At 40.1% G+C, this 26,951-nt stretch carries 22 protein-coding genes; 11 read left to right on the top strand and 11 right to left on the bottom strand.

The features are described 5' to 3' along the window. Nucleotides 1–148: 148 nt before the first annotated feature. From clpB to HUW48_RS01715, 4 genes are all read right to left on the bottom strand, one after another. Nucleotides 149–2,767, bottom strand: coding sequence for an ATP-dependent chaperone ClpB (gene clpB, locus HUW48_RS01730; RefSeq protein ID WP_182414033.1), 2,619 nt, complete (start codon nt 2,765–2,767; stop codon nt 149–151). Nucleotides 2,768–3,132: 365 nt separating this feature from the next. Next, nucleotides 3,133–3,615: a DUF5362 family protein gene (locus HUW48_RS01725; protein ID WP_182414032.1), complete on the bottom strand. Its 483-nt coding sequence runs from the start codon at nt 3,613–3,615 to the stop codon at nt 3,133–3,135. Nucleotides 3,616–3,795: 180 nt separating this feature from the next. Next, on the bottom strand, nt 3,796–4,872 hold the full coding sequence (locus HUW48_RS01720) for an SDR family NAD(P)-dependent oxidoreductase (protein ID WP_182414031.1): 1,077 nt from the start codon (nt 4,870–4,872) through the stop codon (nt 3,796–3,798). 57 nt (nt 4,873–4,929) lie between these two features. After that, nucleotides 4,930–5,730, bottom strand: a complete 801-nt coding sequence (locus HUW48_RS01715; RefSeq protein WP_182414030.1) for an SDR family NAD(P)-dependent oxidoreductase — start codon at nt 5,728–5,730, stop codon at nt 4,930–4,932. Nucleotides 5,731–6,134: 404 nt separating this feature from the next. Between HUW48_RS01715 and HUW48_RS01710 the strand changes: the two genes are divergently transcribed. Beyond that, a complete protein-coding gene (locus tag HUW48_RS01710; RefSeq protein WP_246343649.1) occupies nt 6,135–6,530 on the top strand; it encodes a DUF983 domain-containing protein in 396 nt (131 codons plus the stop codon). 88 nt (nt 6,531–6,618) lie between these two features. Then, nucleotides 6,619–7,497 carry an AraC family transcriptional regulator gene (locus HUW48_RS01705; protein WP_182414029.1) on the top strand — a complete coding sequence of 293 codons (879 nt, stop codon included), beginning with the start codon at nt 6,619–6,621 and terminating at the stop codon, nt 7,495–7,497. 88 nt (nt 7,498–7,585) lie between these two features. On the opposite strand, the gene HUW48_RS01700 is transcribed toward HUW48_RS01705, so the two are convergent. Next, nucleotides 7,586–8,239: a hypothetical protein gene (locus HUW48_RS01700; RefSeq protein WP_182414028.1), complete on the bottom strand. Its 654-nt coding sequence runs from the start codon at nt 8,237–8,239 to the stop codon at nt 7,586–7,588. A 105-nt stretch (nt 8,240–8,344) separates the two neighbouring features. On the opposite strand from HUW48_RS01700, the gene HUW48_RS01695 reads away from it, so the two are divergent. Together HUW48_RS01695 and HUW48_RS01690 are read left to right on the top strand one after the other, a co-directional pair. Continuing rightward, nucleotides 8,345–9,073: a glycosyltransferase family 2 protein gene (locus tag HUW48_RS01695; protein ID WP_182414027.1), complete on the top strand. Its 729-nt coding sequence runs from the start codon at nt 8,345–8,347 to the stop codon at nt 9,071–9,073. Between the two features lie 34 nt (nt 9,074–9,107). After that, the gene (locus tag HUW48_RS01690; RefSeq protein ID WP_182414026.1) at nt 9,108–10,976 is read left to right on the top strand and encodes a hypothetical protein; all 1,869 of its coding nucleotides are present in this window, start codon (nt 9,108–9,110) and stop codon (nt 10,974–10,976) included. Between the two features lie 142 nt (nt 10,977–11,118). Here the strand turns inward: HUW48_RS01690 and purE are convergent, their stop codons facing one another. Both purE and HUW48_RS01680 read right to left on the bottom strand, forming a co-directional pair. Then, entirely contained in the window at nt 11,119–11,652 is a 534-nt protein-coding gene (gene purE, locus HUW48_RS01685) for a 5-(carboxyamino)imidazole ribonucleotide mutase (RefSeq protein WP_182414025.1), read from the bottom strand. Next, the gene (locus HUW48_RS01680; protein WP_182414024.1) at nt 11,649–12,779 is read right to left on the bottom strand and encodes a 5-(carboxyamino)imidazole ribonucleotide synthase; all 1,131 of its coding nucleotides are present in this window, start codon (nt 12,777–12,779) and stop codon (nt 11,649–11,651) included. The genes purE and HUW48_RS01680 overlap by 4 nt, the downstream gene beginning before the upstream one ends. A gap of 225 nt (nt 12,780–13,004) precedes the next feature. On the opposite strand from HUW48_RS01680, the gene HUW48_RS01675 reads away from it, so the two are divergent. Next, nucleotides 13,005–13,622 (top strand): MarC family protein, encoded by a 618-nt coding sequence (locus HUW48_RS01675; RefSeq protein ID WP_182414023.1) that lies wholly within the window; start codon nt 13,005–13,007, stop codon nt 13,620–13,622. Between the two features lie 237 nt (nt 13,623–13,859). Beyond that, nucleotides 13,860–14,915 carry a uroporphyrinogen decarboxylase gene (gene hemE, locus HUW48_RS01670; protein ID WP_182414022.1) on the top strand — a complete coding sequence of 352 codons (1,056 nt, stop codon included), beginning with the start codon at nt 13,860–13,862 and terminating at the stop codon, nt 14,913–14,915. A gap of 89 nt (nt 14,916–15,004) precedes the next feature. Here hemE and HUW48_RS01665 read toward each other — a convergent pair whose 3' ends face one another. The 4 genes from HUW48_RS01665 to HUW48_RS01650 all read right to left on the bottom strand — a co-directional run bounded on the left by HUW48_RS01665 (nt 15,005) and on the right by HUW48_RS01650 (nt 19,814). Further along, nucleotides 15,005–15,928: a transglutaminase-like domain-containing protein gene (locus HUW48_RS01665; RefSeq protein WP_182414021.1), complete on the bottom strand. Its 924-nt coding sequence runs from the start codon at nt 15,926–15,928 to the stop codon at nt 15,005–15,007. A 272-nt stretch (nt 15,929–16,200) separates the two neighbouring features. Beyond that, nucleotides 16,201–17,835 carry an acyl-CoA carboxylase subunit beta gene (locus HUW48_RS01660; RefSeq protein ID WP_182414020.1) on the bottom strand — a complete coding sequence of 545 codons (1,635 nt, stop codon included), beginning with the start codon at nt 17,833–17,835 and terminating at the stop codon, nt 16,201–16,203. 162 nt (nt 17,836–17,997) lie between these two features. Next, nucleotides 17,998–19,011, bottom strand: coding sequence for an MlaD family protein (locus HUW48_RS01655; protein WP_182414019.1), 1,014 nt, complete (start codon nt 19,009–19,011; stop codon nt 17,998–18,000). A 20-nt stretch (nt 19,012–19,031) separates the two neighbouring features. Then, nucleotides 19,032–19,814, bottom strand: a complete 783-nt coding sequence (locus HUW48_RS01650) for an N-acetylmuramoyl-L-alanine amidase family protein (RefSeq protein WP_182414018.1) — start codon at nt 19,812–19,814, stop codon at nt 19,032–19,034. 106 nt (nt 19,815–19,920) lie between these two features. On the opposite strand from HUW48_RS01650, the gene HUW48_RS01645 reads away from it, so the two are divergent. The 5 genes from HUW48_RS01645 (at nt 19,921) to HUW48_RS01625 (ending at nt 26,943) form a co-directional block, all read left to right on the top strand. After that, entirely contained in the window at nt 19,921–22,539 is a 2,619-nt protein-coding gene (locus tag HUW48_RS01645; protein WP_182414017.1) for a putative LPS assembly protein LptD, read from the top strand. 191 nt (nt 22,540–22,730) lie between these two features. Further along, entirely contained in the window at nt 22,731–23,549 is an 819-nt protein-coding gene (gene panB / locus HUW48_RS01640) for a 3-methyl-2-oxobutanoate hydroxymethyltransferase (protein ID WP_182414016.1), read from the top strand. A 183-nt stretch (nt 23,550–23,732) separates the two neighbouring features. Then, entirely contained in the window at nt 23,733–24,434 is a 702-nt protein-coding gene (locus HUW48_RS01635) for an RluA family pseudouridine synthase (protein ID WP_182414015.1), read from the top strand. A gap of 155 nt (nt 24,435–24,589) precedes the next feature. Next, on the top strand, nt 24,590–25,324 hold the full coding sequence (locus HUW48_RS01630; RefSeq protein ID WP_182414014.1) for an acyl-CoA desaturase: 735 nt from the start codon (nt 24,590–24,592) through the stop codon (nt 25,322–25,324). Between the two features lie 122 nt (nt 25,325–25,446). After that, nucleotides 25,447–26,943, top strand: a complete 1,497-nt coding sequence (locus HUW48_RS01625; RefSeq protein WP_182414013.1) for a hypothetical protein — start codon at nt 25,447–25,449, stop codon at nt 26,941–26,943. Nucleotides 26,944–26,951 lie beyond the last annotated feature (8 nt).

Genomic DNA, 26,951 nt, shown 5'->3' with positions numbered 1-26,951 from the left:
ATGTATCAAAACTTCATTTTTTAAAATTTAGATTTTTCTGGTGGGTTCGAAATAACAAATTCTTGGTCATAAATTTATCAGAATAAGTTTTACTACTTAAAACAAAAAAGCCCGGCAGAACCGGGCTCTTCTTTATTAGCTTAACACCTTATTCACCTATCGGAATTTCGATATCAATATTGTTAAATCTAATACGGTCATCTTCCAGAACGGCTTCTACTACCGCATCTTTCCGGATTTCACCCGACAAGATGGCTTTCGATAACTCGTTCAAAATCCGAGTCTGCAATACGCGTTTCAGCGGACGGGCTCCAAATTGCGGATCGTAACCCAGTTCACCGAGGTAATCCAGAACTTCGTCGGTAGCTTCCAGACGGATACCAGATTCAGCTAAACGGTCCTGAATATGCTTGAATTGAATGGTAACAATCTTGCGTAATTCATTCTGACTTAACGGACGGAACATGATCAACTCGTCAATCCGGTTCAAAAACTCAGGACGTACGGTTTGTTTTAGCAATTCAAACACCTCGTCTTTGGTTCGCTCAATTACTTGCTCACGGTTGTAATCTTCCATTTCGGCAAAATTACTTTGGATAATATGCGCACCAATGTTAGAAGTCATGATAATGATGGTATTTTTAAAATTTGCTACCCGACCTTTATTATCGGTTAAGCGGCCATCATCCAGCACTTGCAACAAAATGTTAAATACATCCGGATGCGCTTTCTCAATTTCATCCAGCAAAATTACGCTGTAAGGTTTCCGGCGAACGGCTTCGGTTAACTGACCACCTTCATCGTAACCCACGTAACCCGGAGGCGCCCCAATTAAACGGCTTACCGCGTGGCGTTCCTGATATTCACTCATATCAATCCGCACCATGTTGTTCTCGTCGTTAAACAAGAAATCGGCCAGTGCTTTAGCTAATTCGGTTTTACCCACTCCAGTAGTCCCCAGGAAAATAAACGAACCAATCGGCCGTTTAGGATCTTGTAAACCCGCCCGGCTCCGGCGAACCGCATCCGATATTGCTGCAATGGCTTCTTCCTGACCAGCTACCCGTTTACCTAACTCTTCTTCCAGGTGCAGCAGTTTTTCGCGGTCGCTTTGCAGCATTTTACTTACCGGAATACCGGTCCACTTGGCGACTACTTCGGCAATATCTTCGGCGGTTACTTCTTCTTTCAGCATGGGGTTACCATCCTGATTCGCTTCTACCTGCTGTTGCAGTTCTTTTAATTTCTGCTCGGCCTCGGTAATTTTACCGTAACGTAGCTCGGCAACCCGGCCGTAATCACCTTGCCGTTCGGCTTGGTCGGCTTCCAGTTTAAATTGCTCAATCAGCTCTTTTTGCTTCTGGATGCCTTCAATAACCTGCTTTTCGTTTTGCCATTTAGCTTTCAGGTCATCCCGTTTGCCACTTAAATCGGCAATTTCCCGGGATAAAACAGTTTCCTTATCTTTATCGTTTTCCCGGCGAATGGCTTCGCGTTCGATTTCCAGCTGCATAATGCGGCGCTGAATTTCGTCGAGTTCCACCGGTAAAGAGTCAATCTCAATGCGTAATTTAGCTGCTGCTTCGTCCATTAAGTCGATGGCTTTATCGGGCAAAAAACGGTCGGATATATACCGGCTCGATAACTCTACCGAAGCAATAATGGCATCGTCTTTAATGCGAACACCGTGGTGCAATTCGTATTTATCTTTTATTCCCCGCATGATAGAAATGGCATCCGGTATGCTTGGTTCATCGACTGATACGGCCTGGAACCGGCGCTCTAATGCTTTATCTTTCTCGATGTATTTTTGATATTCTTTTAAAGTGGTGGCACCAATAGCATGTAATTCGCCGCGGGCCAAAGCTGGTTTTAGTAAATTTGCGGCATCCATTGCGCTTTCACCGCCACCACCGGCACCAATTAAAGTATGCATCTCGTCGATGAAGAGAATAATTTCGCCTTCGGAATCGGTTACTTCTTTAATTACGGCTTTTAAACGCTCTTCAAATTCCCCTTTATATTTAGCACCCGCCACGAGTAAACCCATATCCAAACTCATTAAAGTTTTAGATTTTAAGTTCTCGGGCACGTCGCCGGAAACAATGCGCTGGGCTAGACCTTCCACGATGGCGGTTTTACCTACTCCGGGTTCACCTAATAACACCGGGTTGTTTTTAGTACGACGCGATAAAATCTGCAATACCCGCCGGATTTCTTCGTCACGGCCAATTACGGGGTCTATTTTACCGGATTGAGCCAGCTCGTTCAGGTTTTTTGAATATTTCTTAAGCGAGTTGTATTTGGTTTCGGCGTTTTGGTCAGTAACTTTTTCGCCCCCACGTAATTCTTTAATAGCCGCTTTTAAATGCTTTTCATTAAAGCCTACGTCTTTTAACAAGCCAGCTACGTTATCGCGACCTGCCAAAATACCCAATAATATATGCTCAATGGCAACGTATTCGTCTTTAAATTCTTTCAGGTAAGAGGTAGCTTTTTGTAAAGCTGCCGCCGCATCATTACTTAAGTAAGGGCTTCCGCCACTTACCATCGGATATTTGTCAACGATTTCGTCCAGTTTGTTGGTAAGTATATTTTGGTTGATACCTAACTTCTTTACCAAAAACGTAATCACATTTTCGTCGGTCTGGAGAATGCCTTTTAGTATATGACCGGTTTCCACGACCTGTTGCTGGTTACCACCCGCAATTTCAGTTGCTTTCTGGATGGCTTCCTGCGATTTGATGGTATAATTATTAAAGTTCATAGCTCTATTTTCCTACGCTCACTGTTTTGATCTATTATTATCAAATTACTCTCCAAGGGCTATTTAGGTTTAAATCCGGAAATAATGGCGGTATATTTTCAGGGAAATTTGTACTTTCAGGACATTTTGACTGTACCCTCCCCCTACGGGACCTCCCCTAAAAACAGGAGAGAAGAGGCCGCTAATTTTCTTAAAAGAAAGCCATTACGACATTGATTAAGATAATTCTAGCAGAATTAAACATCTGGGTTTTGAGGTGTTTTAAGCTTTTGTAAAACAAACCTCTATACGAGTTAAAATGGAATTTAACCCATCATGCAGTTTCTCCTTCCCTGTTCTTAGGGGAGGTCCCGCAGGCAGATGAGTTACCTTATAAAAGAAGAACCAATGGTATAACCAATAAAAATAAGTCCGTAGAAAATCAGAATTACTATCAGAAATATACCCCAAAATTTAAAAAAGGACTTTAGACGGGAAAAAGCAAAAGCTAAGTTTAACTCCTCGCCGTACAAAAGGGCGGCCTTGGTTTTAGCCGAAAATTGGTATAAGTACAGCGTAGGAAAGAAATAGAGAACAGCAAAGAACAGCAGGTAAATGGTCATGACTACACTGGAACCGCCGGGTATACTGGTGGGAGCACCGGGAAAGTTCGCCATCATAGAATGCATAATTGCGCCAAAAGTAAATGCCCCAATTACCATCAGGCCAATAAATATAAACCCGACAATTGAAAGAAAGTGAGTCCATTTTGCTGTTAACAGTAAATAGTTTCGCATTTGGGCAGTTACCTGCAACTCTGACCGAAGTGGTTCTAAACCACCTCCTGGTATCTGGTTTTCAATTTCCATGGTTGTTTCAGCTTATTTGGTAAGCTACTAAATTTCAGGAGGATATTTTTTAGTTTTATACCTATCTGGTTTATTATTTTTTAGTACTGCATACTACAAGTGGCCAGAATGTAAAAAAGCTTCCGGATAGTAACCGGAAGCTTTTTTACATAAAATTAGTAAGGAATTAAATTTACTTTCTTACTGCGTTTTCTTGGTACTTCTTTTTGGTTTAGAAGCGGGTGTTGGAATTGCCTCTGTATTAGATGCCGTTAGATTATCTGCTGTTAAGCCGGTTGCGGCAATTGTAGGGTCTATAGCCGCCACCGAAGCTGCCGCAGAATCTAAATTAGTAACAGAACTACTCTTGGTACTTCTCTTGCGGGTGGCAGTAACCGGGGCCGGCGCTTCTGTTACGGGTAAAGCAGCACTTTCAGAAACAACTGTAGTAGTACTTGTTTTTTTAGACGAAGATTTCTTTGGCTTGGTAGTCTCTTCCGATTGCTTGTGCATGAGCGTAGCATTTAACGCATCGGGTAGAATGGCACTTTGCGCTACCTGAATTTTGGCTTTAAAGGTTGGTACGGCGCGTTTGTCGCCGGCCAATAAAGCTTTGTAAGCTGTACTGGCTACTTCTTCGGGAGTTGCTAAATCGCCTTGAGCTATTTTACTGTTCTGGGCACCGGCCACGTTAAAAAAGTTAGTATCGGTGGCCGGTGGACAAAGAATTGTTACTGATACCGGGGAGTCTTTTAATTCTTCCTGCAAAGCTTCGCTAAAAGATAAAATAAATGCCTTGGTAGCCCCATATACAGATTGCAAAGGAGTAGGAGTAAAAGAAGCTACCGAACCTACCTGTAATATTTTGCCGGAGCCCTGGTTGAGCAAGTAAGGCAAAAACAATTTAGTAAGATGTACCAGCGCAATAATATTCAGGTGAATCATGGCTAATTCTTTCTCCAGATTTGATTCTGCAAAAAGACCATATTCGCCAAAGCCGGCGTTGTTAACCAATACATTTATCTGCCAGCCTTGTTGCTGCACGTGGTTGAACAAGCGGCTGGGGGCATCGTCTTTACTTAAATCTATTGCAATGGTATTTAGCCTTACATTACTAAACTCACTTTGCAATTGCCAGGCCGCATGATCCAGTTTATCGACGTGGTGCGCTACCATAATAATGTGGTAATTATCGCGGGCAAATAAACGGGCTAGTTCGAACCCAATGCCACTAGAAGCGCCGGTTATTAATACTGTTTGATTTTGTACCGTTTCCATAGTTATTTTTGATTTAAATGAAAAAGCTCCCGGTACGAATCCAGGAGCTATATTGTTTTATTCTTTTACGTTTTCTAATTGTTTTTTGGTCATGGCTGCATTCCACGCATCGGGCAAAGTAATACCTTGAGCGGCGTACATTTTGGCCACAAACGTTGGTAATACCCGGGCATCGCCATTCATTAATCCTTTGTAACCTTCTTCGGCTACATCTACCGGCGATTGTACCTGCGAAGAATTAGCAATTTTAGTATTTTCCATGTGCGCTACTTCAAAAAAGTTAGTTTCCGTAGGCGGCGGACACAAAAGGGTTAAAGAAATACCGGTATCCTTTAATTCAACTTGCAAAGCCTCGGTAAACGAAAGAATAAAGGCTTTAGAAGCGGCGTAAACCGACAATAAAGGATGCGGAATAAACGAGGCTACCGAACCTAATTGCAATATTTTACCTGAGCCGCGTTTTACCATATCCTGGGCAAAGAACTTAGTTAACGCTACCAGGGCAATAATGTTCAGGTGAATAAGAGCGATTTCTTTTTGCAGATCCGTTTCCAGGAAAGAGCCGCGTTCGCCAAAGCCAGCGTTGTTTACTAAAAATTCAATCTGGTGGCCGCGTTGCTGCACTTGTTGATAAAGTTGCTGAGCCGCTCCATCCTTACTTAAATCGCAGGCAATGGTATCTACCAGAACTTCCGGAAATTCTTGCTGAATTTTCTGAGCTGCTTCCGTTAATTTATCGGGGTAATGGGCCGTCATGATAACACCGTAACCATCGCGGGCAAAGCAGCGGGTTAGCTCAAAGCCTATGCCGCTGGATGCGCCTGTTATTAATGCTATTTTACTTTGTTTTGCATTCATAGTTTCTTGGGTAAGTTTATAAATTATGATGTTACGTTTACGGGATAATTCATTCTATGATTCTGTTTTTTGCCGGAAGTTTTTCTATTAAATAACACTAAATCAGCGCGCTGCTCACTTAAACCCAGGCTAACGGTCATCTTATGAAACAGAACGCCAGCCTTAAAAACAGCATTTCCAGTTATTATGACTATTGTCGGGCAATTTTCTACACCTGAAAACGGATTGTTTTAACGTAATAGCTACTGGTAAGAGTTACCCCGCATTATTTACCTTAGGGCAAACCTTTTAATAAACCCAAGCTAAAAATTACCACAGAAGGTAGTTTTTGTCCCATAAACCAAGCCCCTACCTACTCTATTTTTGTAGCATAAAATAACGCTGTACAATTAATAGGTAAAACAATGACTAGTTATAAGCAAACGTGGTTAAATAGTGTAATAACGGCAAAATGTCCGCGTTGCCGCGAAGGACGCATGTTTCCGGCAGGAACTTTATATAGCCGTCAGTTTTCCGATATGCACTCTCATTGTTCTTGTTGCGGCCAAAGCTTTGAACCAGAACCAGGCTATTACTATGGTGCTATGTTTGTTAGCTACGCTTTTAGCACGGCTATCTTTTTAGCCGTAATATTTGGGTTAAGCTTTTTAGTAAAAGAAGTAACTACTACTATGGTGGCGGTTACCATTTTGGTAATTGTGGTGGGTTTGCTGCCCATTACTTTTCGTTTATCCCGAGCCTTATGGATTAATATTTTTATTCATTATGAAGGCCCTTGCCAATTGATTGTTAAAAAATAAAAAGGAATTAGTAAATATTTAGGGGTTGGCAGCTCCAATTTGGTAATAGGTTAATTTCGGTATATTTAAGCGATGTAAATTGTTTAATATGCCGAATAAATCTTTACCTCTTTATAACATTCAAGACTTTGAGAAAACAGGTATTTCGAAGAAACCTGATTTTTATTTAAACCGTTTTGAAAAACATTTACAGGAACACGCTTTTATTCAGACGCCCCATAAGCACGATTTTTTTATTATTCTTTTAATTACTCAAGGTACCGGTACGCATACCATTGATTTTAAAACGTATCCGGTAGCTCCACAAACCGCATTTTTCCTTAGTCCGGGCCAGGTGCATGCCTGGCAACTCTCCGCCGATTCGGCTGGTTACATTTTGTTCTTTAACCTGGACTTTTATCGTTTGCAGCCAGATCAGCTAGAAGTTTACCGCTATCCTTTCTTTAATATGTTACTAAACCGGCCGTTACTTGCTCTACCCAACGAGCATTTGCTACCCACTACCACCATCATAGAAAGTATGGAGCAAGAATACCTTCAGTCTGATTATAAGTGGCAAGAGGTTGTTCGGAATTACTTAACTATTTTACTTATCAGGTTACACCGGGCTTATTTAGAACAACAACCCGATCCGGATGTCGCAAACGCGAGCCAATCGCTTTGGCAACAGCTGGACACTTTTTTGGAAAAGCATTTTAAAGAACACCAACCCGTAAGCTTTTACGCCGAAAAGTTAAATATTACCGAGAAACAGTTAAACGAAGCTTCTAAAAACACATTTGGCAAAACTACTTCTAGCCTTATACAAGACCGGATTATTTTAGAAGCCCGGCGCTTATTAATTCATTCGCCGCTTACCATTACCCAAATTGCCGCTGAGTTAGGTTATTTTGATAATTCATACTTCGGCCGATTCTTTAAGAAACATACCGGAAAAACTCCGGAACAGTTTCGGCAGGAAAAATAAAGCAACCAATATTTTTATTTCCAAGGTTTAAAGGTTTACAGAGCATTTTGCGAACAGGTACCGGAAGAAATCAAGCGTAAGAAATACTTTAAGCCTCAAAAAGATTTGCTAAAAATACCGGATAAGAATGCGATTGATCTGAGCGTAAGTTATTGAGTTGTATTTCGGTAAACACGTGGTTTAAAACCCGATCTAAGTTCCGCTTTTCTTGCTTGGTTTTACTAAAAGCTTCCAGACCGAAAGTATAATATTCTTGTTGATTTACCTTAATTTTAGTTAATTCTACGCCGCACCCTTCGTTCGGCCAGAAATCTTCCGGTGTAATAGAAAGTGTATCATTCAATTCATCTAAAGAGAATTTTACTAATAAGCGCTCTTTATCTACCCGCACCCAAAGGCTTTCATTCGTTTCTACAGTTGTTTGGCTAAATTGTTCTAGTAAAGCTTTATTTTCCGCATCCGATTCTTTCAGCTCGAAGCTGTATTTTACCCAATCGTTGCCAATGCCCGAACTTTTATGGTTAATAGTTACTACTCCCCTATCAATAAGTAAAATTTTTACTTCTATCTTGCCTTCTCTTATTTTAACACTATGAGTTTTTAAATCGGGTTGCCATAAATAAATATCGGCCCGGTCCCATTGACCAGAGAAAAATTTTTGCTGTGTGTTAAACCATTTTTGAACGGGAGAAACTTCAGAAAGGGAATTAAAAAACCATCTGATCTCGGAACTGTAAACCATAAACTTTCCTGAAATACTATATTTGTTTATAGGCGAAGTTACCTACGCCAATACTCTCTCGTTACTGATCATTCAAGGAGAAAGTTTATTAATATTATTTTATACATGCCTCAACTTGATCTTATACTTCCTTGCTATAATCCTTCGGTTGGGTGGAAAGAAAATATAATCCATACTATTTATCTGCTAAAGCAATCTTTACCCGATACTGAAATATTTATTATTTTAGTAAATGATGGCTCTATTTCTGGAGTAAAACCAGGGGATTTGGATCTGCTAAAACAAACGCTGCCTAATTTCACCTTTATATCTTATCATCAAAATCAAGGCAAAGGTTATGCTTTACGAAGAGGGGTTCAAGAGGCTAAACATGATTTATGTATTTACACCGATGTTGATTTTCCTTACAGTATCAAAAGTTTTATTCAACTATATAATGCTCTGATTAGCCCGGAAAATGATATTGTAGTTGGTGTTCGTGATAAATATTATTACTCCAGTCTTACTCAAAACCGTACAATTATTTCGAAATTCCTTCAAGTACTAAATCAGTATTTTCTGAATTTACCCGTTACAGACACTCAATGCGGATTAAAAGGCTTTAATAAAAAAGGGCGGCAAGTATTTCTTCGGACAAAAATAAACCGGTATTTATTTGATTTAGAATTCATTTTCCTGGCAGCTCAAAATCCGGATGTTAAGCTACTGCCTGTACTGGTTCAACTGCAATCCGGAACAATTTTTCAGAAAATGGGCTGGAGAATTTTAACAATGGAGGTAATTAGTTTATTAAAATTAACCTTAGCAAAAGCAAAATACCTGATTAAAAAATAACCTTTTTCAAAAAGCTTTCCTTCATTAACCTAGCATGAGGCTACACCGAAAGTACCGTACTTTATGTTTTATAATTCTTACCCAAGTATTACTGGTAGGTGTTACGTTTAGCCCCTTACTGTTACACCCTAATCATTATTTATTTCAAATTAACGGCGATGGGGCCAAAAATTATTTTACCTACCTGGCTTACCTAAAACAACCTTTTGAGCAAGGCTTATTAAAGTTCGAACAATTTAATTATCCTTTTGGTGAGTACCTTTTATATACCGATAATACCCCCATTTTTGCCTTAGCGGTAAAGCTGTTTTCTTATTATATTCTGGATGTAACGGACCATAGCCTACTTCTTTTCCATTTATTTTTATTGAGTGGTATTCTCCTCAGTTCTGTTTTAGTTTACTTAATATTAAAGCGACTCATCCATAATAATTTACTAATTTTTTTCTTTAGCCTGGTACTTCCCTGGATTCATCCTCAGATATTTCGCTTGGAAATTGGCCACTATAATCTAAGTTTCGCGTTTGTATTATTAATAACTATTTTATTTTTACTGCGCAGCTATCAAAAATTTTATAGTGGTAAAAATATTATTCAGGAGCTGTATTGGTTTATTCCGATCCTAATTATCTGTTCCTTTCTGCATTTGTATTATCTGCCGGTGGCGTTGGTTTTTGTTGGTTTCTTTTGTACTGCCTGGCTTATTCAAGCTTTTCGGCAACAAACTAATTACAAGCTACTACTCCAATGGAGTGCCACAGCCCTGTTAGTACCTTTAATTATTGTTTATTCTCTAATTCGATTTTTGGATGGGTATTATGCTTTGCGCGAATCCGGAGCCGGTGGTTATGATGCAGAGACTACTAAACTATTTTTAAATGCCTTATTTACCCCTTATTTTATTGCAGAAATAGGTTCTTTTTTGCGGCTTAAAAATCTGCTTTTATACGAATTCGGAATTGAATCTAACGCCTATATAGGCAGCTTTGTTATTGGCGCAGGCGTACTATTACTGCTTGCTCGCCTAATTTACAAACCCGTTAAAACCACTAAAAATCAGAATTCTACTCAGATAAAGCACTTTTTTTTACTATTTGCTTTTGCGGCTCTTTGCTGTTTATGTATAGCTCCGGGCGATAAATTTCATTTCGCCGAAAAAGATAATGGCATCAATAACTACTTTAATGTATTCCGCTACTTAAAACACGTAAGCGTTAGCTTTACCCAATTCAGGCAATTAGGCCGGTTTGGTTGGTTTTTTTTCTGGTTTATAAATTTCTGGATTATTTACTTATACGACCAATTTCTGGCAAATAATACCCGCAAAGGTTTGGCGCAACTAGCCCGTTATTCTTTTATTGGATTAGCCTTGCTGGATATGTTGTATATTCAGATTTACTACCGAAAGAACCTGTATCTGTTAACTTTACCAACTACAACTACTCAAGATCAACCTTTTTTAAAAGCCAATTGGAAGCTTACGCATTTTCAGGCTATTTTACCACTTCCTTACTATCACATTGGTTGCGAAAACGAGAATTATTACTTTACAGTAGATAATCCTTTTTTCCTGGAAACGGTACAACTTTCTCTGCGCACCCAGTTACCCTTAATGGCTAGTAATATGTCGCGGTCAGCAACTACTCAGGTAAAAGCTTTTTATGAAACAATTACTAGCGGTAACGTAAATCCAGCTATTCTTCAAAAGTTAAATCAAAAGCCTATTTTGGTAGCCATTGATACTAGTTACTATAATGGCAAACAAAATATATACACCAAAACGACCTACAAAAACGCAAAAATTCTTTTTAATGCCGGACGCACTTTTGTGCAGAAACATCGCTTACAACACGTAGGGCGCTACCAAAATCTGGAATTATATAGCTGGCAAATTAAACCTTAGTTATTCTGAAAAATTTACTAAAAGTTTGGCTTTACAAGAACTAGATAAATTCTTGTTCTACCCAATAGTGGGAATGTTCTATCCGCAATTGTTAGCCCCGGCAAATAAAAAAGGTAATCTTTTAGCAATTTGCAACAAAGTTTTAATCATCGTCGCGATCGCCGCGGCGGAGTTCCTGTACGGAGCGCATTACTTTTTCGCGTAACGAGTTCCGGTGTTTCTCTAAACGGTCTGCAATGGCGGCATTATACGTTCCTAAAATTTGAGCGGCCAGTAAACCGGCATTTTGAGCTCCGTTTAAAGCTACTGTAGCCACCGGAATACCGCTGGGCATTTGCAGGATAGATAACATAGAATCCCAACCATCGATAGAATTAGTAGATTTAATGGGTACCCCAATTACCGGAATGGTAGTTAACGCCGCCACCATACCTGGCAAATGTGCGGCTCCGCCGGCTCCGGCTATTATTACGCGTAAACCCCTTTTACGGGCATTCTCGGCATATTCTACCATGCGGTGCGGCGTGCGGTGTGCCGAAACAATGGTTAGTTCAAATGGCACTGCCATTTGCTCTAATATTTCGGCGGCTAATTCCATAACTTTTAAATCAGACTGACTTCCCATTATAATGCCTACCAGGGGAGTCGTGTGGTTAGTTCCGGATACTTCGGTCATGCTTTTACTTTTATCACTTCTTTAATATTGTTCGCTTTTTGGGTAGCCTCGGCTACGGTAGTAGCGGTAATAGTTACGTGCCCCATCTTGCGGGCTGGTCGGGTAAATTTTTTACCGTATAAATGAATACTTACCCCCGGAACAGCCAGCGCCTGCTGCAAACCTTCGTATTTTGCTTCGCCCGAAAATCCGGGTTCGCCGAGTAAATTCAGCATTACTGCCGCACTGTGTTCTTGGGTATCACCCAATGGCAAATTTAATATTGCCCGCAAATGCTGCTCAAACTGCGACGTTAAGTTGGCCTTAAAAGTATGATGGCCGCTATTATGCGGCCGGGGTGCTACTTCATTTACTAAAATTTGCCCGCCTTTGGTCAAAAACATTTCTACGGCCAATAAACCCGTCATGTTAAAGGCTTGAATTACTTGCTTGGCAATTTCCTGAGCTTTTTGGCCAATTTCGGCGGAAATAGCAGCCGGAGCAAACAAATAATCTACCAGGTTATGAACCGGATGAAACACTAACTCTACTACCGGAAAGCAGCTTACTTCGCCTCTTTCATTACGGGCTACCAGCACCGCCAGTTCTTTTTCGTAATCTACTAATTTTTCCAGTACCGAAGGGGCTTCAAATCCTTTGGTAAAATCGGCAGAACTGGTAATTCTGGTTACTCCCCGGCCATCGTAACCTAAGGTGCGTAATTTTTGAAACGCCGGCAGAAATGCTTCTTGCTGCGCTAGTTCGGTTTTATCCTGCAATAAGCGAAACTCAGCCGTTGGGATAGAATGCTGTTGGTAAAACTCTTTTTGGGAGCCTTTATCCTGAATAACTTTAATTACTTCCGGTTCCGGGAATACGCGAACACCTTCCTGCTTTAAACGCAGCAAAGCAGCGGTATTTACGTGTTCAATTTCGATAGTTACAACATCACATTTTTTCCCGAACGTATACACGGTATCATATTCAGCAAAACTGCCCACGTGAAATTCATTACACAACGATTTACAGGGTGCTTCCCGATCCGGGTCTAATACTAACGTATAAATATTTAAATCAATCCCGGCTTGTAATAGCATGCGGCCTAACTGGCCACCGCCCAAAATACCGAGTCTGGTTTCTCCTTGCATCTAACGTATTATTTTTTTAGTAAGACAAAAGTAAGCAATTTAATTAAGTTGCCGAGGATGCAAAATTTTAGCATCCTTATAATTTTTATCTAGCTTTTATTTTTCGATAACCCGTAAAAAAGGCAATATTCAAGCAATCAGAATAAAAAACAAGACGCAGGAACAACCGTATGTGCCAAATAAATTATACTATTGCTACTTAAAAGTAATTTATAAAAAATCCCGATGGAAATCTTACTGGCTACTTTTTCTGCTCTATTTTCGGTGGTAAACCCTTTTGGAGCAATGCCGGTTTTCCTGACGCTTACTCAAGACGATACTCCAGCCCGGCGGCGGCAACAAGCCCTGAAAGCTTGCTTTTACATGATAGGAATTTTAACGGTATTTTTTCTGGCTGGCCAGTACATTCTTAACTTTTTTGGTTTACGCATTCATGATTTGCGCATTGCCGGTGGTATTATGATTCTGAAAGCCGGTGCCGATTTATTAACCACTAAATCCGATGCGGGCCGTAAAGTTTCGAAAGATGCGGTAGAAGAAAGTATTAGCAAACCCGATATTTCCTTTACCCCATTAGCAATGCCGATGCTGTCGGGACCAGGAGCAATAGCAGTAAGTATTGGTTTATTTACCCAATCGCTTTCTTACCTGGATATGAGCCTGATTATTCTTGCCATTATTTTACTAGCCATTCCTACCTACTATATTTTAATATTTTCACCTACGCTGATAAAAATAATGGGCAAGGCCGGTTTAGAAGCTTTATCTAAAATTATGGGTTTTATTGTGCTGTCGCTCGGCGTAAACTTCATTACTTCGGCTCTTATTGCTTTGTTTAAATAATTTAGTCCATGGTCGATAGTCCACAGTCCATAGAATTCAGGATAAATTTGTTGGATGGTTAAAAAAGAGATGATTTATTTTAAACAGCGCTTCACAATTTTAATAAAATAGGCCTACTATTTTTAAAAAGCTTTGGGCCACATTATTTTAAACCAGCAACCATCAACTATATTCTTTTATCTATAGCCTGTTGACCATGGACTATCGACTATGAACGAATTGTATTACCTTTGCTGAATGGAGTTAAAGAACGATTTAATTTTACGGGCTGCCACCGGCGAGCCTACCGAGCGTACCCCTGTTTGGCTCATGCGGCAAGCGGGCCGGATTTTACCAGAATACCGGGCGGTTCGGAATAGCGTGAGCGGATTTAAAGAATTAGTGGAAACCCCCGAATTAGCTTCAGAAGTAACTATTCAACCGGTAGATATTCTGGGAGTAGACGCCGCTATTATTTTTTCAGATATTCTAGTAGTTCCCGAAGCCATGGGCTGTTCGTACGAAATGCTGGAGCAACGCGGCCCTATTTTTCCTAAAACCATCCAAACCTTAGATGATGTTAAGCAACTACGTGTAGACGAGGCTCATTACCAACTGCATTACGTGTACGAAGCCATCCGGATAACCAAACGAGCTTTGAATGGCCGGGTGCCTTTAATTGGTTTTGCCGGTGCCCCCTGGACTATTCTGGCTTATATGGTAGAAGGCAGTGGTTCTAAAACTTTTTCCAAAGCCCGCAAACTCCTGTACACTTCGCCGGAACTTGCGCATACTTTACTCGATAAAATTACCACCGTAACCATTAATTATTTGCAAGCCCAGGTAGAGGCCGGAGCCGCCATGCTGCAGATTTTTGACTCGTGGGCGGGTATTTTACCCCCGACGCACTATCGCGAATTTTCGACCCGTTACATTTCCCGTATTTGCGAAGCTATTCCAACAGTACCTATTACCGTTTTTGCGAAAGGTGCTTTTTTTGCTTTGGCGGATTTTGCCCAATTAAATTGCCATACCATTGGCTTGGATTGGAATAGTAACATTGCTGAAGCCCGCGCTACCGTTGGAAATAGTAAAACTTTGCAAGGCAATTTAGATCCCTGCGCTTTATACGGTTCCTTCGACAGTATTCGCCAGGAAACAATAGCCATGTTGCAAGCGTTTGGACCTACCCGGCACATTGCCAATCTGGGCCACGGCGTTTACCCGGATACCGATCCGGAAAAAGTAAAATGCTTTATAGATACCGTAAAAGAATATTCCAGTAAAATTAACACACCGGTAACTATTACTTAAATAAACAGGTACCAATTCAAGATTAATAATTAATTCCTACAAACAAAAGAGCCGCTCTTGGTAGCGGCTCTTTTGTTAATTAAGTTATTTTAAACAGAATCGTCCTCTTCTTCGTTATCTGAGTTTTCTTCGTCTTCTTCCTCATCGGGTTGCTTTCGAATGGTAATTCCGCCATCGTCGACAATAGAGTCGAGTAATTTATTAACTTCAGTTGCTTTTTCGGGTTCGTTTAATTTCTCAAACGAAACAGCTAAATTCCGCAAGGCTCGTTTTACAATATCCAGGTTAGAGCAAGGTTCGTAAAAAATATCTACCGGGTGCAGGTTTAACTGCAAAATATACGAATCAATATCAGTCTTCGATAAAATAAGTCCCCGGTTATACACATTAATGTAAAACTGGTAACCATCTTTTTTATTCTTATAAGTTAGAATAAATAAGTTTGGCAAATTTACTCCGTATACCGGTAAGCCTAGTTTTTGCGCAATGGTTAAATAAATAACGCACAAAGTTAAAGGATTACCGCGTTGCGTTTCCAGGGCCAGGTGCAGCATAGAATTAGCCGGCGAATGAAAATTTTTAGTATTGGCCGAAAACTTATACAACCGAAATAATACGTGGTTCAACGCCTTAATCTGATCGTAGGGATGCATATCTGGTTTTATGTGCAACCAGGCTTCGTAATAAATTTGATCTAAAGTTTTATTAATATTGGCCAGATCCGCATCTGGATATTGGTAGGTATTAACCAGCCACATGCCCTCTATTAAACTTTCGGCACCGTTCTTTTTCCAGTTAGCCAACCGGCTATAAAGCAATTCATATTGTAATTTATGAATCAGATCTTCAATTTTTTTCTGCACCTCAGGGTTAATACTTTCTTCCCAATGCTCTTCCAGAAAAGGAATTACCGGCTCACCCAACGACACAATTTTTTCTTCTACGTGTTCCGCTATTTCCAGGTCCTCATCGTCGAGTAAAGATATTAATGCTTTTATTTCTTGATTTGTCACGCTTTGTAAAATATGAATTAGAAATTATGAATTAGAAATTAGAAATTAAATTTATCCCGTTTTCTAACTTTTAATTCATCTTAACAAATTTAATTAAACGTTATGTTTCCTTTTTGTTGCTGTCTGGATAATAGAATTTCTATTAGTAGAGTAAAATAATAAGATTAAAGCAAGTATTAAAAATATAATCCACTAACAACTATATAGTTATAAAAAAATCAGAAAGTCAGAACTCTAAATTCATAATTTCTAATTTTTAATTTCTAATTATTTTAGGTTTGAATAATTCCCACGTTAAACGGCTTTTCAATAGGTGCCTGGTTAGCTGCCGCAATGCCCAGCGAAATTACCTGCCGGGTTTCCAAAGGATCAATAATGCCATCTACCCACAAGCGGGCTGCCGCGTAGTACGGAGAAAGCTGTTCGTTATAACTGGAAGTAATTTTCTCCAGTAATTCTTTCTCGGCTGCAGGAGTAATAGTTTCTCCTTTGCTTTTTAAAGAAGCCATCTGAATTTGTAATAAGGTATTAGCTGCCGCGGCTCCGCTCATCACAGCTATTTGGGCAGTAGGCCAGGCAAAAATTAAACGCGGGTCGTAAGCCTTGCCGCACATGGCGTAATTGCCCGCTCCGTAAGAATTACCAATAATAAATGTAAATTTTGGCACCACCGAATTAGCCATGGCATTCACCATTTTAGCGCCATCTTTAATAATACCGCCGTGCTCGGCTTTACTACCCACCATAAACCCGGAAACATCCTGTAGAAAAATCAGCGGTATTTTTTTCTGGTTACAATTCATGATAAAACGCGCAGCTTTATCAGCCGAATCGGAATAAATAACGCCACCCATCTGCATTTCGCCTTTTTTAGACTTTACAATTTTCCGCTGATTGGCCACAATGCCTATGGCCCAACCATCTATCCGGGCCAGGCCGCAGATTAAAGTTTGGCCGTATAATTCTTTGTAAGATTCAAAATCGGAGTTATCTACTAAACGCCGGATTATTTCCAGCATATCATAAGGCTTCACGCGATCAACCGGCAGCAAACCGTAAATTTCGGCTGGGTTTAGTTTTGGAGGCGCAGGTGTAACGCGGTTGAACCCAGCTTTAGGATTATCGCCAATTTTATCTAAAATGTTCCGGATTGCATCGAGACATTCCTGATCCGTTTGAAATTTATAATCGGTTACGCCGGAAATTTCGCTGTGCGTGGTGGCACCGCCTAAAGTTTCGTTATCTACCGATTCACCAATAGCCGCTTTTACTAAATAAGAACCCGCCAAAAAAATTGAACCCGTCTGGTCCACAATCATGGCCTCGTCCGACATTATAGGTAAATAAGCTCCGCCCGCTACGCAACTTCCCATAATTGCCGAAATCTGAATAATGCCCATTGCCGACATTACGGCGTTGTTCCGGAAAATGCGGCCAAAATGTTCTTTATCCGGGAAAATTTCGTCCTGCATAGGCAAGTAAACGCCGGCGCTGTCTACTAAATAAATAATAGGAAGCTTGTTTTCTATGGCAATTTCCTGAGCCCTCAGATTCTTTTTGGCAGTTATTGGGAACCAGGCTCCGGCTTTCACGCTGGCATCGTTGGCTACTACTACGCACTGCCTACCTTTTACGTAACCCATTACTACTACCACGCCGGCACTGGGGCAGCCGCCATGTTCCGGGTACATGTCTTCTCCAGCCAAAGCTCCAATTTCTAAAAATTCGGCTCCCTCATCTAATAAGTACTGTATTCGCTCCCGGGCGGTTAATTTACCTTTATCGCGCTGCGCTTGCAGGCGGTTAGCTCCTCCGCCCAGGTAAACTTTCTTCAGCCGGTTTGTAAGCTGATAAACCTGCTGTTTTAAAAGGTCATCGTTTTTGTTAAAGTTAATATCAGGCTCCATACATAGATTTGGAATGATATAAAAAATCCGCCGGGTGGCGGATTTTTAAGTTAGAGTTTATAGGTTGTAAGTTGTAGGTAAAATCAAACAAAATTTTGTTAAAATCAAAAATCTGTAACGTAGAACATATAACCTAAAACGTAGAATTTAAAACTTGAATCCTTATTTTTTCCCTACTTCGCCAACTGTTTGCGTATTTTCTACGGTAGTAGCATTCTGCACTTTATCCGCCGATCTTACATTATCCGCTTGTTTTATTTTGGTACCGCCGCCAATCAGCGAGAAATGCACGTAACGTTTCGGGTTAGCCTTTAAGTCCTGTAGCAAAGCATTTAAGCTTTCGGTAGAAGCATTCATGTTGCGGTACAACGAGTCGTCGTTCATTATTTTACCTAAGGTACCGCTATCCTGGTTAAACTTCTTAATCATGGTCTGAGCTTCAGTTACGGTAGCATTTAACTGCCGCACTGTACTGTTAATAGGAGTATTTTTTAAAGTGTCGGTAATTTGGCTCAGGTTACTGGCTAAATTACTAAATTTCTTTTCTGTATTTTTTAATGATGAGGTTAGATCGGCCATGTTAGTGGTAATCTGGTTAATGTTACGCTGATTAGCCAACATTAAATTTTTAACGGCTTCGGTAGTGGCCTGAGTATTTAAAATTGTAGCCTGAATACTACGCTTGGCATCTTCGTTAAAAAAAGAATTTAATTTAATTAAAGTAGAGTCAACGGTACCTAGCACCGGCATAGCCTTGGCGGTAAGCATATCAGTAATACTTTTTTCAATGAAAGGTGTCAGGGTTTCGCCACCGGTATACGTTTTAGTATTTGGCCGCAAGAAAAAGGTAATGGCTTTCCCCCCAAGCAAATCGCTGTTCGATAAACTGGCAATAGTAGAATCGCCTACGGTTATATCATCCTCCACGGCCAGAGTTACCCGGATTTTATTATTCTTATCTTTCAGAATAAACATATCCTTTACGGTACCTATTTTCACCCCGTTTAATACAATAGGAGCCGAAATATTTAAACCGTCAACGCTGTCGTATTCAACGTAGTAAGTAGTATTAGATGAGAAAAAATCGGTTCCCCGAAGAAAGGTGTACCCGAAATACAGCATTACAATGGCAACCACGGCCAATAAGCCTACTTTTATTTCTTTTGCAAATTTCACGCAGTGTAGATTAGTTTGAATTAGTTCATGGCTTCGAGCTCTTGCTTGTATTCTTTAAAAGCCCGGTATATGCCTGATGCAATATACGATTGCCCCAATTTATCGTTTAGATATTTTTCTTCTTGGGGATTAGTTAAAAATCCAACTTCAATTAAAGCGCTGGGCATTGCTGATTTCCAGAGTACAATTAAGCCGGCTTGCTTTACGCCGCGGCTTTTGCGGCTTATCTTATTTTCAAACTGATGCTCTACTTTTTGAGCAAACCGCAGGCTGTTATCCATGTAAGCACTTTGGCGCAACGATAATAAAATATGACTTTGAGGTGAATTGGGATCAAAGCCGTCGTAGTTTTCTTTGTAACCTTCTTCTTTTAAGATAACAGAATTTTCGCGCTTAGCTACTTTTAAATTTCCCTCTGATGTGTGCAGCCCCATGGTAAACGTTTCGGTACCATAAGCAGCACTTGGTCCGGAATTGCAATGAATAGAAATAAATAAATCCGCGTTATTTTTGTTAGCAATGCCGGCCCGGTCAATTAATTCTACGAATACATTTGTTTTACGGGTGTAAATTACTTTTACATCGGGCAAGTTTTCTTCAATATAATTACCTACTTGCAGCGCCACTTTTAACGCTATATCTTTTTCCCGGCTGGTTCCGCCCATATTACCCGGATCTTTCCCGCCGTGGCCGGCATCAATCACTACTGTACGTACCCGATTATCGCGGCGAGGAGCATTGGTACTAAAACCGGAAAAAACAAAAATAAGCGCTGGCAACAAAAACAAAACAATATTTCTCACGACTTACGTTACATTAAAGCTAATGATATTACCTTTGCAAAAATATATAAAAAGCTAGTTAATTCTGAACCGTTTACCACACATTTTGCGGCCACTCTTTATCCTTTTGGTTTCTTTAACCGGGTTGGTTAATGCCTGGGCGCAACAAACGCCGGGCCGCACCACCACACCCCAAACAGCCGAAATCACCTTAGATTCCACAACCGTAAAACAAGACTCTATTAAGGGTGATATTGTTACTACCATTAAGTATACCGCTAAAGATTCTATTGTTTTAAACGTACAAAACAAGCTGGTTAATATGTACAACGATGCCAATATTGAATATGGCACCATGTCGTTGAAGGCGCATACTACTCAACTGGACTATAAAACCAATTTAGTTACGGCTATCGGCACGAAAGATTCTACGGGTAAAGCACTTGGTACTCCGGTTTTTAAGGACGATGCGGAAGCGTATGAGGCCGAGCAGATTACCTATAACATTAAGTCCAAAAAAGGAAAGATCCGCAACGTAGTAACCCGCCAGGGAGAAGGCTTTTTGCACGCTGAAGTAATAAAAAAGACCCAAGGCGATGCCTTGTACGGGGTACATTCTAAGTATACCACCTGCGATTTGCCTCATCCGCACTTTTATATTAATGCTTCTAAAATAAAAGCCATACCCGGAAAGAAAATATTTTCAGGCCCCTTTAATCTGGTATTTGGCGATATTCCTACGCCGCTGGGTTTCTTGTTTGGTTATTTCCCTACGCCTAAAAAGCGGAGTTCCGGCTTGCTAATTCCCACCTTCGGCGAAGCGCGACAGCGGGGCTTTTACCTGCGCCAGGGTGGTTATTATTTCGTACTGAACGAAAATATTGACATGCGGTTAACCGGCGATATTTATTCGCTGGGAAGCTACGGGCTTCAGTTACAATCGATGTACCTGAAGCGTTATAAATACCGGGGTAATATTAGTATGAGTTTTAGTGCCAATAAAAATCCGGTTACGGCAGCTAATGAAGCAACTCTAGGGCCCGGCAATATTAACCGGGAGCCTAAATCATTCTGGATTACGGCCAGCCATACGCCTACCACCTTGCGGCCGGGTGGTAAATGGTCGGCGAGCGTAAACGCCGGTACGCAGTTTTACAACCGCCAGAACCGTTACGATAATCCGGCATTGGCCTTGAATAATACTTTTAGCTCCAGTGTGCAGTACCAGTTTGCGAAACCTACCTCACCCCTTACTTTTACCGCTTCGGCTTTGCACAACATGAATACGCAAACGGGGGTGCATAACTTTACTTTACCGGATGCCAGTTTTACTGTAAACCGCCAAACGCCGCTCAGATGGTTTAAGAAAACGGGCACAGGTACCTGGTTTGATGATATAGCTATTAGTTATAGTGGTAATGTGCGAAATTTAATTTCTACCCAATTGGATCGTAGTACGCTAAGTGGGGTTTCGAACCTGGTAGGAGGAACTCCTGCTACTACTGTTCTAAAACTAAACGGGAAAAACTTCCGGCGCATACTGGCCAATGCCGATTACGGTATTCAACATTCCATACCTATATCCATGAACAGTATACGGGTATTTAAGTATTTTCAATTATCCCCCGGCTTGAGTTACAACGAAACCTGGTTTTTTAAGAAATTTGATTATAACTACATCCGGGATTTAAATGCTGTACAAATAGATACTACAAAAGGCTTTTACCGGGCGTATACCTACTCAGCTAGTACCAGTATGAGTACCCGTATTTACGGAACGTACATTATTAAAGGAAAAAAAATAGAGGCTATCCGCCACTTAATGACGCCTAACATTAGCTACTCTTACAACCCAGACTTTTCTAAGAAATATACCCGGGCCATTCAGGTAGGTCGGCCGGATATCGAAAATAATATTCCGATTCAGTATTTACCTATTTACCGCAATTTGTACGGCGTTCCCACTTCGTTCATGCAAAGTAACCTGAACTTTAGCTTAACGAACAACGTGGAAATGAAGGTAAAAAGTAAATCGGATACTGCCAGCACCTTCGAGAAAGTAAGTTTAATAGACAATTTAGGCCTTACCTCGGGTTATAATTTTGCCGCCGACTCGTTCCAGTTGCAAAACGTAAATGTGCAGTTCCGGACTTTGTTATTTAAGAAATTAAATGTGTTCTCGAATGCTGTGTTTGACCCATACGAGGTTAGTAAAAGTGGTCGTCGAGTAAACCGGTACAGTTTTAACAATGGCAAACTGGCTCGTTTAGTAAATGCCAACCTAAACCTGGGCATGGAATTAAACCCAGAAGCTTTAAAGAAAGGCAGTCAGAATACAGACCAGGCGCCCCGCACCAACCGGCCTTCGCTCGAAACCAACCAGAACCTGGTAGCCGAATACGTTGATTTTAAAATTCCGTGGACGTTGAGTTTTACTTTTACAGCTTCTTACTTCGATAATCCTGCTTCCCAGACCAAAGAACAAATTTCTAAATCGCTGGGGATAGACGGCTCAGTTAACCTTACTGAGAAATGGAAGATTACGTACAGTAGTGGTTATGATTTTCAGTATAAAAAAATGACTTATACCAGCCTGAATATTTACCGCGACCTACATTGCTGGGAAATGAGCATTTCGTGGGTACCGTTTGGTGAATTTCAATCTTACTCCATTAATATTAATGCCCGTTCTTCTATTCTGCGCGATTTAAAATTAAGTCGCAACCGGGGTATTAACTGGCGTTAGAAGTACAGAAATTATGAATTAGAAATTAAAAATTAGAAATTAACGCTTAATATTACGCCTCTTTTACTGTTAGTGAAAGAGGCTCTTTTATTTTGCTTAAATGGTATAGCAAAATCCGGAAGAAACATAATTTATAAAAAGTAGTTAAGGAAATTTCTAATGCATAATTTCTAATTTTAATTCCCCTGCTCATGTCTGTTCATAAAAAAGATATCAAATTAATTACCACGCACCAATTGCAGGCCATGAAGGAGCGCGGTGAAAAGATATCGATGCTCACGGCTTACGATTTTTCGATGGCTACTATTCTCGACGGAGCAGGAATTGATGTGCTGCTGGTCGGGGATTCAGCTTCGAACGTAATGGCCGGTCATACTACCACTCTCCCTATTACCCTAGATCAAATGATTTATCATGCCTCATCAGTAGTACGCGGCGTTAAGCGGGCACTTGTAGTGGTAGATTTACCATTTGGCTCGTATCAAGGCAATTCATCAGAGGCTTTGCGTTCAGCTATCCGCATTATGAAAGAATCGGGCGCCCACGCCATAAAACTAGAAGGAGGTAGCGAAATTAAAGAATCAGTGGTTCGGATTTTAAGTGCCGGCGTACCGGTAATGGGCCACTTGGGTCTTACACCGCAATCGATTTATAAATTTGGTACCTATACTGTGCGGGCGAAAGAAGAACAAGAAGCACAAAAACTTTTGGAAGATGCCCTGCTCCTCGAAGAATTAGGATGTTTTGCCTTGGTACTCGAAAAAATACCTTCGGAACTGGCCCGTAAAGTAGCCGAAGGTTTACGGATTCCAGTTATTGGTATTGGCGCAGGACCGCACGTAGATGGTCAGGTGCTTGTCTCTCATGATTTACTGGGTATTACTAAAGAATTTAAACCACGCTTTCTGCGGCGCTACGCCGACTTGCACGATATTATGACGAATGCAGTTAGCAACTATATAAAAGATGTAAAATCACGGGACTTCCCCAGCTCCGAAGAAGCGTATTAGTTGCAGGTTACAATTTTCAGGTTATAAAGTTGAAAGGTTTTACAAATAGTAAATTACCTTTATAATTATTTATCCAATAAATAAGTCTGTCCACAGAATTATTTATTGGATAAATAATTGATCCTCGACTTAACTAAAACTATGGTCTATGGTCTATCGACTGTGGACTGTGAATCAATAAACATGACTGATTTTGGCCGATTAGTATTGTACGAAGACAATCATTTAATTGTAATTAACAAGCCAGCTGGTTTATTGGTACAAGGCGACGAAACCGGTGATGTTCCCTTATCTGAACTAATTAAACAATATTTAAAAGAAAAATATCAGAAAACGGGTAATGTGTTTGCCGGGGTTGTTCACCGTTTAGACCGCCCTGTGAGCGGAGTGGTTTTATTAGCCAAAACTTCTAAAGCCCTTACCCGATTAAATGAATTATTCCGACAAAATAAAATCCAAAAAACGTATTTAGCTATAACAGCTCGTAAGCCCATAGCGGAGCAGGCACATTTGGTGCATTGGTTAACAAAGGACGAAAGCCGTAATATTTCCAAAGCTCACACGAAAGAAGTACCTAAAAGTTTACGGGCAGAGTTAAGCTACCAAATTATAACCCAGGCACAAGATTATTATTTGCTGCGGGTAAAACCAGTAACAGGTAGGCCACATCAAATTCGGGTTCAGTTAGCCACTCAAAAAAGTGCGATAGTGGGCGATGTTAAGTACGGAGCGCCTACTTTACTACCCGATAAAAGTATTTGCCTGCACGCGTACAGTCTCGAATTTATTCATCCAATCCGGCAGGAGAAAATGCTTGTAAGAGCTTTACCCCCGGAAAACCATCCTTGGGCATTATTTAAAAATATGCTACCAGAAACGAGTTAATAATAATGATTTTCATCATCATTGGTATATTTTTTTATTAAAATTTTAAAATTTAAATTTTGGTGTTGTAGCTTTGTGAACTTAATAGTCGCAGAACTGTTGTAGACTAAACCTTTTACCTGTAGTTTTAATTTGTATACCTCCAATTAACAAACATGCCTATTCTCATATTTTTTGTAGCGCACTGGTATTTATCTTTATTTGTTCAAACTTTTTACCTGCATCGTTATGCTGCCCATAAAATGTTTACGATGAACAAGTTTTGGGAAAAATTCTTTTTCTTTTTAACCTACATAGGTCAAGGTTCTTCGTTTTTATCGCCGCGCGCTTATGCTATTCTGCACCGCATGCACCATGCGTTTTCTGATACGGATAGAGACCCGCATTCTCCGCATTTTTCGAATAATGCCTTTACGATGATGTGGAAAACTAAAAACATTTACAACAATGTATTACACAAAAGAATGGAAGCCGAAGCTCGTTTTGAAGGAAATTATCCTTTATGGGATGCTTTAGAAAGATTTGGTGACACGTATTTCTCCCGGATTGGCTGGGGTACTTTTTACGTATTCTTTTACATTGCTTTTGCTACCCAATGGTGGATGTACTTATTATTACCAATTCATTTTTTAATGGGCCCTATCCATGGCGCTATTGTTAACTGGAGCGGTCATAAATACGGTTACCAAAACTTTGATAATAACGATAAATCCCGTAACTCCCTGTTTTTCGATTTCTTAACCGGGGGTGAGTTATTTCAAAATAACCACCACAAGCTGCCAAATCGCGTTAATTTTGGAGTAAAATGGTGGGAATTAGATCCTACTTATCCGGTTATTTGGGCTTTAGACAAACTACGGATTATTCGCTTAAAAAAGGTTCGGGCCTAATTAAAATCTAAACTATACTATTTTAGGTCTCTTTACTCACGTGAAGAGACTTTTTTATTTGTATTTATTACAGTAACAAGTAAGAAATTCCGCTATTTTTACTTACTAAATTTAAGTAAAGGGTGCCGAAAATTAAATCTCTTCCTGATATTGGCTACCTAATAGTGGGGATAGTTATCTTCTTCATTCAAACCTATTTAATCTGGCAAACTGGTTTTTTCGATTACGATTCTGCGCATAATTGGCAAATAGTACAGGAAATCGGCCGGGGCAATTTCGAAAATTTATTTCAGCATGCTAGTCCCTCCTTTTTCTTATTTTATGCGGTTTTTACTCCATTTTTTAAAGATTTTCATCTTTATATCTTACTTAACAGTTTATTTAATATTCTGAGCATTCTGCTCCTTACTCGGTTTATAGCGCAGCAATTTTCTTTATCCGCCTTTCTTACCTTTTTACTTTTACTTTTCACAGGTTTTTCTGGTTATTTAACTGCCAATAGCCGGTATTTCACCATAGAAGCCCCTAGTTTATTTTTATTCGCACTCCTCTTACCCCTGTATTACAAACGCTTTACGGAGCAAAGCAGCCAAGCCTTTTTTCAGGTGATTATTCTTTTAGCTTTAGGGCTTACCATTAATTATAAGTTTTTACTTCTTTTTCCGATTGTTTTCGTTATTGAGCTACTTCACGCTGATAAAATAGTAAATAGCCGAAGCATTTTTTACTGCTTTATCATTTTACTTGTGCCATTTGTATTTTATGGCTTTATAGCAATTTTAGTAGAATTACCTTTTTATCGTTTCCCGGCGGCGTATGCCAATTTGTTTTACAATTTTAAAGTACCCACTCCAGGCTCCCGGTTAGGTTTCTTTAACTTCGATGTCTTCTATTATTTACGGTACTTTCTTCGCTTCGAGTCCCCGCTGTTGCTGGTTGGATTAGTACTTTTTCCCTTTCTTTTCCGGCAACAAATTTTCGGGCTTAAACAAAACAAATCAATAAATATTTACCGATATCTGTTTTTAATTATTTACCTGTATGTGGCCGGAATGCACGTATTGCAAAAGGCCCCCCGTGGTTTATTTTTGGTGTATAGTTTAATGTATGCTTGCGCACTTATTAGTAGTTTGCGATTACTGCAATCTCAAAAAATTACTTTTAGTTTATTACTATTCAGTATTGTTTACCAAGGCTTCGTGCTGCAACGTGAATTTTATACCTACGCGCATACCAACTACCCCCACGTAATAGCTTACTTACAAAAACAAAAAATTAACAAAATAGCAACTACCACAGGACTAGGCATTGCGCCTTATGCTCAAGAAGCTGGCATAACAATAACCCCCGTATTTGACGAAGCTCAATTAATTAACTTAAAAAACAGAGGCTATCTTTATGTTTTGCTCGATGATTACTACTTAGCTGCTAATATTCGAAAGTTCAAAAATTTAGAAGATATCCCGCCATTGGTTAGCTGGCCGGAGCCAAGTTTACTTCCTCCGTTTTTATATTTAGACCAAAGCGAATTTACCAGCTTTACGTACCAACAAGCATTAGAATTGCAACAGAAAGTTGCCCAGGATTCGGTACAATTAAGGCTCCTGCGTATTCCCTAATATTTTAA

The organism is Adhaeribacter radiodurans, assembly GCF_014075995.1.
Classification (GTDB): Bacteria; Bacteroidota; Bacteroidia; order Cytophagales; family Hymenobacteraceae; genus Adhaeribacter; species Adhaeribacter radiodurans.
Note: the sequence above shows the minus strand (reverse complement) of the source record. Positions and strands in the feature narration are given on the sequence as shown.

Excerpts from the sequence above, each read along its gene's own strand:
- HUW48_RS01720 (WP_182414031.1), bottom strand. The coding sequence starts at position 4,872 with ATGGAAACGGTACAAAATCAAACAGTATTAATAACCGGCGCTTCTAGT.
- HUW48_RS01680 (WP_182414024.1), bottom strand. The coding sequence starts at position 12,779 with ATGCAAGGAGAAACCAGACTCGGTATTTTGGGCGGTGGCCAGTTAGGC.
- HUW48_RS01675 (WP_182414023.1), top strand. The coding sequence starts at position 13,005 with ATGGAAATCTTACTGGCTACTTTTTCTGCTCTATTTTCGGTGGTAAAC.
- purE (WP_182414025.1), bottom strand. The coding sequence starts at position 11,652 with ATGACCGAAGTATCCGGAACTAACCACACGACTCCCCTGGTAGGCATT.
- HUW48_RS01715 (WP_182414030.1), bottom strand. The coding sequence starts at position 5,730 with ATGAATGCAAAACAAAGTAAAATAGCATTAATAACAGGCGCATCCAGC.
- HUW48_RS01710 (WP_246343649.1), top strand. The coding sequence starts at position 6,135 with ATGACTAGTTATAAGCAAACGTGGTTAAATAGTGTAATAACGGCAAAA.
- HUW48_RS01705 (WP_182414029.1), top strand. The coding sequence starts at position 6,619 with ATGCCGAATAAATCTTTACCTCTTTATAACATTCAAGACTTTGAGAAA.
- clpB (WP_182414033.1), bottom strand. The coding sequence starts at position 2,767 with ATGAACTTTAATAATTATACCATCAAATCGCAGGAAGCCATCCAGAAA.
- HUW48_RS01660 (WP_182414020.1), bottom strand. The coding sequence starts at position 17,835 with ATGGAGCCTGATATTAACTTTAACAAAAACGATGACCTTTTAAAACAG.
- hemE (WP_182414022.1), top strand. The coding sequence starts at position 13,860 with ATGGAGTTAAAGAACGATTTAATTTTACGGGCTGCCACCGGCGAGCCT.
- HUW48_RS01695 (WP_182414027.1), top strand. The coding sequence starts at position 8,345 with ATGCCTCAACTTGATCTTATACTTCCTTGCTATAATCCTTCGGTTGGG.
- HUW48_RS01700 (WP_182414028.1), bottom strand. The coding sequence starts at position 8,239 with ATGGTTTACAGTTCCGAGATCAGATGGTTTTTTAATTCCCTTTCTGAA.
- HUW48_RS01635 (WP_182414015.1), top strand. The coding sequence starts at position 23,733 with ATGACTGATTTTGGCCGATTAGTATTGTACGAAGACAATCATTTAATT.
- panB (WP_182414016.1), top strand. The coding sequence starts at position 22,731 with ATGTCTGTTCATAAAAAAGATATCAAATTAATTACCACGCACCAATTG.
- HUW48_RS01725 (WP_182414032.1), bottom strand. The coding sequence starts at position 3,615 with ATGGAAATTGAAAACCAGATACCAGGAGGTGGTTTAGAACCACTTCGG.
- HUW48_RS01690 (WP_182414026.1), top strand. The coding sequence starts at position 9,108 with ATGAGGCTACACCGAAAGTACCGTACTTTATGTTTTATAATTCTTACC.
- HUW48_RS01630 (WP_182414014.1), top strand. The coding sequence starts at position 24,590 with ATGCCTATTCTCATATTTTTTGTAGCGCACTGGTATTTATCTTTATTT.